Consider the following 1,685-nt stretch of genomic DNA (forward strand, 5'->3'; position numbering starts at 1 on the left):
GGCCGTGTCCTTCGGGCCGGTCCGCCCGGGGCGCTGTCAGTGCCCGGTGGCACAGTGCGCCCCATGAACACGCTGCACCCCAGGAACGACGACATGCACGGCACGGCGCTGATCGACCGGGTGGTCGAACGGGTCCGGGAGCGGGGCTGGCCCACCTGCGACGCGCCCGGCCTCGACGAACCGGTACCGCTCGCGCCCGGGGCACTCGACCGGCTGACGCTGCCCGGCGGCCGGCCGCTGCCGCCCAGCCTGCGCCGCTGGCTCGCCTTCGACGCCTCGTGGCTGGCCGACGTCGGCTGGTACGAGGACCCGGCCGCTCCCGTGCTCGGCGACCGGGGCCTGCGGGAGACGGCGCAGGGGATGTACGGCTCCGGCGACGGCATGGCGGGCATGTTCGGCGCGTTCGAGGAACTGCTGCCCGCCGTGTGCCTGCCGCTCGTCGGCGGCTGCGACTCCCGCCGCCTGCTCTACCTGGGCGCGCCGGACTCCACCGGCGAGTACCCGGTGCTGGTGACCGACATCGACGACCTGCCGTACGTGGCCGTGATGTACCCCGGCCTCGACGTGTACCTCGCGGACCTCGCCGACGTCCTCGACCTGGACTTCGACACCTACACCTCGCTCGCCGAGCACCCCGAGTACGCGGCGCGGATGGCCGAGCACGCGCGGAACACCGGACTCGGCGCCGACGGCCTGGACTTCTGCGAACTGGACTGACCCCTCCCGATCCCGGGCGGGCAGGCCCCGGGCGGACGGGATCGGGTGGACGGGAATCGGGCGGACGGGAATCGGGCGGACGGGAATTGGGTGGACGGGTCCGGTCCGGATACCTACGGTGACCGGACACCCGTCCCCCGGTCCGGAGTCCCCCATGCGTACCCCCTACCCCCGTACCGCGCACCTGCCGTGGTCACCCGGAGCCACGTCGGACGACGTGCGCGCGAGCGGGACCGCGGCGCTGGCCGGGCGGGAGGTGGTGGTCACCGAGAAGCTCGACGGGGAGAACACCACCCTCTACGCGGACGGGCTGCACGCCCGCTCCCTGGACTCCGGCCACCACCCCTCCCGCGCCTGGGTCAAGGCCCTCCAGGGCCGGATCGGCCCGCGGATCCCGGCGGGCCGGCGGATCTGCGGGGAGAACGTGTACGCCCGCCACTCCCTCGGCTACGAGGAACTCGACAGCTGGTTCTACGCGTTCTCGGTGTGGGACGGCGACCACTGCCTGGACTGGGACCACACCGTCCGGTTCCTGCGCGGTCTCGGCCTCCCCGTGCCCAGGGTGCTGTGGCGCGGGACCTACGACGAGCGCGCGCTGCGGCGGCTGCGGATCGACACCTCCCGGCAGGAGGGGTACGTGGTCCGCACGACGGCCGGCTTCGAGCGCGCGGACTTCGGACGGTACGTGGCCAAGTGGGTGCGCGGCGGGCACGTGCGGACGGACACGCACTGGATGTACGCGCCCGTGGTGGTCAACGGGCTCGGCCCCGCCGCGCCCCTGTGGGACGTCCGCTCGGGCGCGGAACCGGACCTCGCCGGGCTGCTGTCCGCCCTCGGCGCCGACGCGGCGCCCGGCCCGCGGGACGAGGCGGCCGTCGCCGCGGTCACCGCGCGGCTCGACGGCGCCGGGCGCACCGGGGAGGCCCGGCTGGCCGGCGTCCTGGCCGCCGCCCTGCGCCATGAGCCCC

Annotated in this window: 2 protein-coding genes; both read left to right on the forward strand. The window is 75.2% G+C overall.

Annotated features, from left to right (window positions below):
- The first annotated feature begins 63 nt into the window (after positions 1-63).
- On the forward strand, positions 64-717 hold the full coding sequence (locus tag ACFVXK_RS38575) for a hypothetical protein (RefSeq protein ID WP_389622059.1): 654 nt from the start codon (positions 64-66) through the stop codon (positions 715-717).
- Positions 718-871: 154 nt separating this feature from the next.
- On the forward strand, positions 872-1,685 hold an 814-nt coding region (locus ACFVXK_RS38580; protein ID WP_389622062.1), incomplete at its 3' end, for an RNA ligase family protein.

It is taken from the genome of Streptomyces sp. NPDC058157 (assembly GCF_042884105.1).
Classification (GTDB): domain Bacteria; phylum Actinomycetota; class Actinomycetes; order Streptomycetales; family Streptomycetaceae; genus Streptomyces.